The 6,277-nt window shown below is 70.7% G+C and carries 5 protein-coding genes; 1 reads left to right on the top strand and 4 read right to left on the bottom strand.

Annotation, left to right across the window (positions count from 1 at the left end; translation table 11 throughout):
- Positions 1–50: 50 nt before the first annotated feature.
- From ACFPQ9_RS39955 to ACFPQ9_RS39945, 3 genes are all read right to left on the bottom strand, one after another.
- A complete protein-coding gene (locus ACFPQ9_RS39955; protein ID WP_380864390.1) occupies positions 51–803 on the bottom strand; it encodes an urea amidolyase associated protein UAAP2 in 753 nt (250 codons plus the stop codon).
- A gap of 1 nt (position 804) precedes the next feature.
- The gene (locus ACFPQ9_RS39950) at positions 805–1,743 is read right to left on the bottom strand and encodes an urea amidolyase associated protein UAAP1 (RefSeq protein WP_380864389.1); all 939 of its coding nucleotides are present in this window, start codon (positions 1,741–1,743) and stop codon (positions 805–807) included.
- 77 nt (positions 1,744–1,820) lie between these two features.
- Positions 1,821–3,419, bottom strand: a complete 1,599-nt coding sequence (locus ACFPQ9_RS39945) for an amino acid permease (protein WP_380864387.1) — start codon at positions 3,417–3,419, stop codon at positions 1,821–1,823.
- Between the two features lie 204 nt (positions 3,420–3,623).
- On the opposite strand from ACFPQ9_RS39945, the gene ACFPQ9_RS39940 reads away from it, so the two are divergent.
- Positions 3,624–4,799 carry a cytochrome P450 gene (locus ACFPQ9_RS39940; protein WP_380864385.1) on the top strand — a complete coding sequence of 392 codons (1,176 nt, stop codon included), beginning with the start codon at positions 3,624–3,626 and terminating at the stop codon, positions 4,797–4,799.
- A gap of 291 nt (positions 4,800–5,090) precedes the next feature.
- Here the strand turns inward: ACFPQ9_RS39940 and ACFPQ9_RS39935 are convergent, their stop codons facing one another.
- The gene (locus ACFPQ9_RS39935; protein WP_380864424.1) at positions 5,091–6,263 is read right to left on the bottom strand and encodes an ABC transporter permease; all 1,173 of its coding nucleotides are present in this window, start codon (positions 6,261–6,263) and stop codon (positions 5,091–5,093) included.
- Between the last annotated feature and the right edge of the window lie 14 nt (positions 6,264–6,277).

Here is a 6,277-nt window from a genome sequence, read left to right as displayed (position 1 = left end):
CGCCCCTACGAAGCCCGGCCACCTCTTCGTCTCGTGGCTTGACAACAGCATTAGGCAGCAGCCTCCGGCGTGCCCTGCGCCTTCGCGTCGTGAGGGCCCGTCGGGCTGCCCGGGTCCACGACGATCATCCGCAGCGGGGTCGGATTGAAGTCGTTGCACGGGTTGTTCATCTGCGGGCAGTTGGACACCATCACCAGGACGTTCGTCTCGGCGCGCACCGCGACCCGGCGACCGGGCGCCGACATGCCGTCGACGATGCCCAGCGAGCCGTCCGCCTCGACGGGCACGTTCATGAACCAGTTGAGGTTGGAGACGAGGTCCCGCACTCCCAGGCCGCGCCGGGAGGCCTCGGCGAGGAAGTTCTCGCGGCAGCCGTGATGGAACATCACATGATGGCCGTAGCGCAGCGTGTTGGACTCCTTGCCGCAGGCGCCGCCGATGGTGTCCTGACGGTCGATCTCGTTGGCGACGACGGTCATCAGCGGGCGGCCCTCATTGCTGCGCAGGACGGTGCCGGTGCGCACATAGGCGTTGCCCTGCCAGGCCAGTGTGTCGGGGACGCTGTAGCGCTCTTCGGGGTCGTCGGCGTTGTAGAGGAGGCAGTCGGCGGACTGGTTGCCGCCGACGTCGACGATGGTCAGGACATGCCCCTCGGCCACCACCGCCGACCAGGGTGCGTTGGGCGCCACCTTGTCGTCCAGGACCACGTGGCCCTCGACCAGGCTCACTCCCCAGTCCAAGGGTGAGCCCTCGGCATGGACAGCCCCCACCGGGACGGTGTTCTCGGTCCGACTGGTCGCCATGTCACAGCCCCCGGGCTTCGCAGTAGTCGACGGTGTTGAGGTACGCCCGGTGCAGTTCGGGCGTTGCGGTGAACCGCTCCTGGTCGGGTCCTGTCGCGAGGCCGCGCCAGGCGTGCACCCGCAGGGGCCCGACGACGTACTCGGAGCGCGGGTCCAGCGGATGCGTGACGTTGGCGACCAGCACCAAGAGGGGCATTTCCGCGACGAGTTCGACATGCGCGCCGGGGCCCGCGCTGCCCTGCCGGGTGAGGGCGCCGTCGGCCTCGACGCGTACGCCCTGGAAGAAGGACAGGCTGGGCGGCAGGTCGCGTCGGCTCAGACCGTGTTTGGCGGCCGCTTTGATGAACAGGCCTCGGCCGGACGGTGACGGTCCCTCGGGGCGGGCGTCCCCGTACTTGCGTTCGTTCCACGCGTCGGTGGTGGTGCCGCAGAAGGCGTCGTGCCGACCGGAGGAGTCACCGGTGACGACGGCCAGGACCCGGCCGTCGCCGGACAACAGCGGGTGGTTCACGCCCAGGTAGGCCTGCCAGGGGATCTTCTGGGTGTCGGCGACGTTGAGCCGCTCGACCGGCTCCAGGGCGTTGAAGAGCAGCAGATGGGCGCAGGCGTCGCCGGTCGGGTCGTCGAAGCGCAGCCGGCTGCCGCGGGCGAGGACCTTGTGGGTGTAGCCGCCGGGTGCCACCGTCTCCGCCCACACCAGGGCGGCCGGGTCCACTCCCGGTGGGCAGTGCGGACTGGCGGAGGCCGGAAGATACGGCATCCACTCGCCCGCCTGTCCGCCCTGGGCACGGGCGTCGTCGCGGGCGCTGGAGACACTGTCGGTGAGGTGCAGGTCGCGGACACCGGCAGGCGGTTGCCCGATGGCTGGCTCCTGGAGAGGGTTTCCGGTGGCCTGCAGGCCGTGCTGAGTACCGGGCCGTGGCCCTTCGGTCTTCGTCATGGGTGTGCCGTCGTCCCTTCGTCGGTGCGCGGTCAGCGCCTCCGGTGGTGCGTGGCAGGAGGTGTGCCGTCAGGCCGTCAGGCGGGCTCGGGGACGGCTTCGGCGGGCGGCTCGAGGTGCGTGTGGGGGACGTGCCTCAGCTCGATGCGGTGGTGCAGCCGACGGGAGAGGAAGTAGGCGGCCCCGACGGCGAGGCTGAGCCCGATGAACAGCAGCGCGCTCCATTGCAGCCACCAGGTGCCCTCGGTGAGGTCGTAGATCTCCGCGCGCGGCCACAGCAGGTTGACCGCCATGCCGATCTGGAAGAGCACGGCCAGCGTGTTGACGACGGTTCCCCAGCGTCCCAGCGAGAACAATGGCCGGCCCGTCTCGTCGACGCCGTCCGGGAGCCGGTCGGTGCCCCGGTGCCTGATCCGGGCGATCAGCAACGGCAGCGTCACGCCCAGATAGGCCAGGTAGAGCATGGCGATGCAGAGACTGGACAGCGCCGTGAAGATCGCCGACTGACGGACGTTCACCAGGAGCGCGATCGCGGCACCCACGCCCACCACGATCGAGGTGATGATCGGTGTGCCGGTGCGGTCCGATACCTTGCCCAGGTGCCGGTGGAAGGGCAGGGCGCCCTCGCGCGCCATGGAGTAGATCATGCGTGCGCCGGAGGTCTGCACGGCGAGCGTGCAGGCGAACACGGCTACGGCGACGCAGCACAGCAGCAGTCGGCCCAGCACGTCTCCGAGCCGGTCGGTGAGCACCCAGGAAAGGCCCCCGGCGGCCAGGTTGCCGTCGGTCAGGCTGCTCGCGGCCGACAACCCCGAGAGGATCAGCAGCGCGCCGCCGATGCCTGAGATGACCAGCGCACGCAGGATGGTCCGGGGAGTGGTCCGGCGTGGGCTGTGCGTCTCCTCCGCGAGTTCGCCGGCCGAGTCGAAGCCGACCATGACGTAGGCCGCCATGAGCGAAGAGGCGAGGAAGGCGCCGAGGTAGCTTCCCTCTGCGGCCCAGCCGGTGTTGTGGACCACTACCTGCGGGCCCCGCTCGGGCAGGAAGAAGAGCACCAGCACCAGTGCGATCACACCGACGATCTCGATCATGACGCCGACGCTGGTGGCTGCGGCCATCTGACGGATGCCGAGGATGTTCACAACGGTGGTGATCACCAGCAGGACACAGCCCAGGAGGACCGCGTTCTGGGCGCCGGTCGGGGAGGCGACCGACGGGTCCGCGTCGGGTCCGCCGACGAACTGAAAGCCGGACCAGATGCCCGGTAGTACCGCCTGCGCGGCGATCGCGGCCGCCGCTACGGTGAGGATCTGCCCGATGATCATGATCCAGCCGGTGAACCAGCCGACCGTGGTGCCGGCCAGCCGGCTCGACCACTGGTAGATCGCCCCGGAGATGGGCCAGCGCGCGGCCAGTTCGGCGAAGCAGAGCGCGACCAGCAGCTGCCCCATGAAGACCAACGGCCAGGTCCAGAAGAACGCCGCCCCGCCGAGGCCGAAGCCGAGGCCGAAGAGTTGGAAGACGGTGGTGAGGATCGACACGAAGGAGAAGCCCGCGGCGAAGGACGCGAAGTCGCCCATCCCGCGCCGCAGTTCTTGGTGATAGCCGACGGGAGCGGCGCCGTCTTTGACGCCGTCGACGGGATGTGACGCAGGGGTGAGCTCGGACGGGTTCATCACCGCACCTCCGAACGTGATTACCTATCGGCTGACAGGTATTGCGATCGTGGGGTGAAGCGGTCTCACAGCCGAGTCACGGGCGTTAACGTCGTGTAACCGGGCCCTCGCGTGCGGGGCCTGTCGGATCGGCAGGCAGCAGCCGTCGGCGTCGTTGTTAGCCTTGGCCATGAACGGTTTCCCAGCGCATGGCCGAGGTGTGGGATGAGGGCGGTCGGATCCTGCCCGCTCGGCGCCGCGACCACCCTCGACGAACTCACCCGGGATCCGCATGCGCGGCTTGCGCTGCTGCGCGCGCATGAGCCCGTCTCCTGGCTGCCCGAGCTGGACGGCTGGTTGGTGACGCGTCGCGACCTGGCGCTGAGCGTGATGCGGGACGCCGCGACCTTCACCGTGGACGACCCCAGGTTCTCCACCGCACAGGTCGTCGGGCCGAGCATGCTGTCCCTGGACGGAGACCCGCACACCCGTCATCGTGAGCCCTTCGCCGCGCCCTTCCGGCCCCGGGCCGTGCACGACGGGTTCGCCTCGTTCATCGAGCGGGAGGTCGACCGGCTCATCACCGCACTGGAACCGGCGCGCGCCGCCGAGCTGCGACGCGGCTTCGCCGGGCCGCTCGCGGTCGCCGTGGTGACCGAGGCGCTCGGGCTGGTCGGGACCACCGCGGACACGGTGCTGCGCTGGTACGACGCCATCGTGCGGTCGGTCTCGGACCTCACCGCCGGGCGAGCGGCAGGACCAGCCGGTGGCGCGGCGTACGCGCAGCTACGGGATGCCGTGGTGACCACCATCGCCTCCCGGGGAGCAGCGTCGCTCCTCGGCTCCGCCGCCGGACGGCTGACACCGCCCGAAGTGGCCTCCAACGCCGCTGTGCTGATGTTCGGCGGCATAGAGACCGTTGAGGCGATGATCACCAACGCGCTGCTGCACCTGCTGCGACACCCGGCCCAACTCGCCCTCGTCCGAGCCGACGTCGACCTGTTGGACGGCGCGATCGAGGAATCGCTGCGCCTCGAACCCGGCGCGGCGGTCGTGGACCGCTATGCCACGCGTGACACGGTCCTCGGCCCGGCCGCGGTCCGGCGAGGTGAACTGGTCACCGTCTCCCTCGCGGGAGCCAACCGCGACCCGGCAGTCTTCCCAGACCCCGACCGATTCGACATCCGCCGCGAGAACGCGCGCCTCCAACTGGCCTTCGCACAGGGGCCGCACTACTGCATCGCCGCGCACCTCGCCCGCCTGGAGGCCCGCATCGCCCTCCAGCGGCTGCTCCAACGCCTCCCCGCCCTGCGCCTCGACCCCGACCGCCCCGCCGCCCCGCACGGTCTGGTCTTCCGCAAGCCTCCCGCCCTGCACGTGCTGTGGGACACGCTCGCCTGATCACTCTCTCGGCTCGGTCGAGCGATATTGGTCCTTGCGCTGCTTCCGCCAAGACGCGCCGCATGCCGCGGACTTCGTCGACGCCGAGGGTGCCGCGGCACACTGCCCCACCAATTCCCGCCCCGGCTCGTGTGCGACCCCGGCCGCTCGCGCAGGCTCCGTTCGCTGAAGTACACCGGCACCCTCCCCGGCCGAGCCCCGTTGAGGGCACGGGCCCGGTGTCCCTCGTGAGGGAGTGGCGAGGGGCACCGTTGATAAGGGCGCGGTCGCCCTGCCGTACGCGGCTGTCGATCACGGTGTCGCCAACGCCTCCGTCGGCGGCAGGCGGGCCGCGCGCACCGCCGGATAGAAGCCCGCCAGCGCGCCGATGACCAGCGTCGAGCCGATGCCACCGGCCATGGCCCAGGCCGGGACGACCGACGGCCAGCCCTGATAGGAGGCGTAGCCGATGGTGACCGCGATCCCCAGGATCACCCCGCCGACGCCGCCGAGCGCGGACAACAGCTGGGACTCGCACAGGAACTGACTGCGGATCTGGCTCCGCGTGGCCCCCAGCGAGCGGCGCAGTCCGATCTCGGAGCGGCGCTCCAGCACGGAGATGACCATGGTGTTGGCCACCCCGACGCCGCCGACCAGCAGCGCCACCGCGCCGAGCCCGAGGAGGAGTCCGCTCAGCGTGTCGTCCGTGGCCTCCTTCGCGGCGAGCGCGTCGGAGGGCCGGGAAACGGCCACCTCGTCGGGCTTCTCCGGGTTGGCGGTCGCCCCGAGGACACCCTGCACCTGAGAGACGCGCTCCTCCACGGCCCGAACGTGGAGCACCGACGGGTAGCCGTCGAAGCCGAGGTTCTCCCGCGCGTAGGGCCAGCCGACCAGCGCCTGGGTGTCCAGCTCCGGAGTCAGCTCGTTGGGCGCGAGCAGCCCGATCACGGTGAACCAGCGGTCGCCGAGCCATACCTGGACATCGGATCCGGCCCGGTGCACCCCGAGTTGTTCGGCGGCGCGGGGGCCCAGCACGACGGACGGATAGCGGTCGTTGGCGGCGTTGAGCCAGCGGCCGTCGGTCAGCTGCGCGCCCGTCGTCCCGGGCAGGTCGGTCTTGGCCGCGTAGACGGCGATACCGCTGGTCTCGGCGTCGGGGATGTGGTCGTTGCGGTAGACCTTGGCGTCCACCTTGCCGAGCGCCGTCACCGACTCCACGTCCGGAATGTTGCCGACCATCTCCACCGACTCGCCCGGCAGATGGGAGGCGTCACCGCTGAGCGACGGCCCCGGTGTGACGGACAGCAGATTGGTGCCCAGCGCGCTCAGCCGCCGGTCCAGATCCTCCGTGCTGGAGGTGGAGATGCCCACCACGCCCACCATCGCCGCGATGCCGATGGCGATGCCCAGCGCGGACAGGAACACCCGCATGGGCCGGGCCCGCAGCCCGTACCCGCCCACCCGCAGTACGTCGGCGGGGCTCATCCGGGCCGGACGGG

This window comes from Streptomyces coerulescens, from assembly GCF_042657965.1.
In the GTDB taxonomy this organism is placed as follows: Bacteria; Actinomycetota; Actinomycetes; order Streptomycetales; family Streptomycetaceae; genus Streptomyces; species Streptomyces coerulescens.
This window is presented reverse-complemented; position numbering and strand designations above follow the sequence as displayed.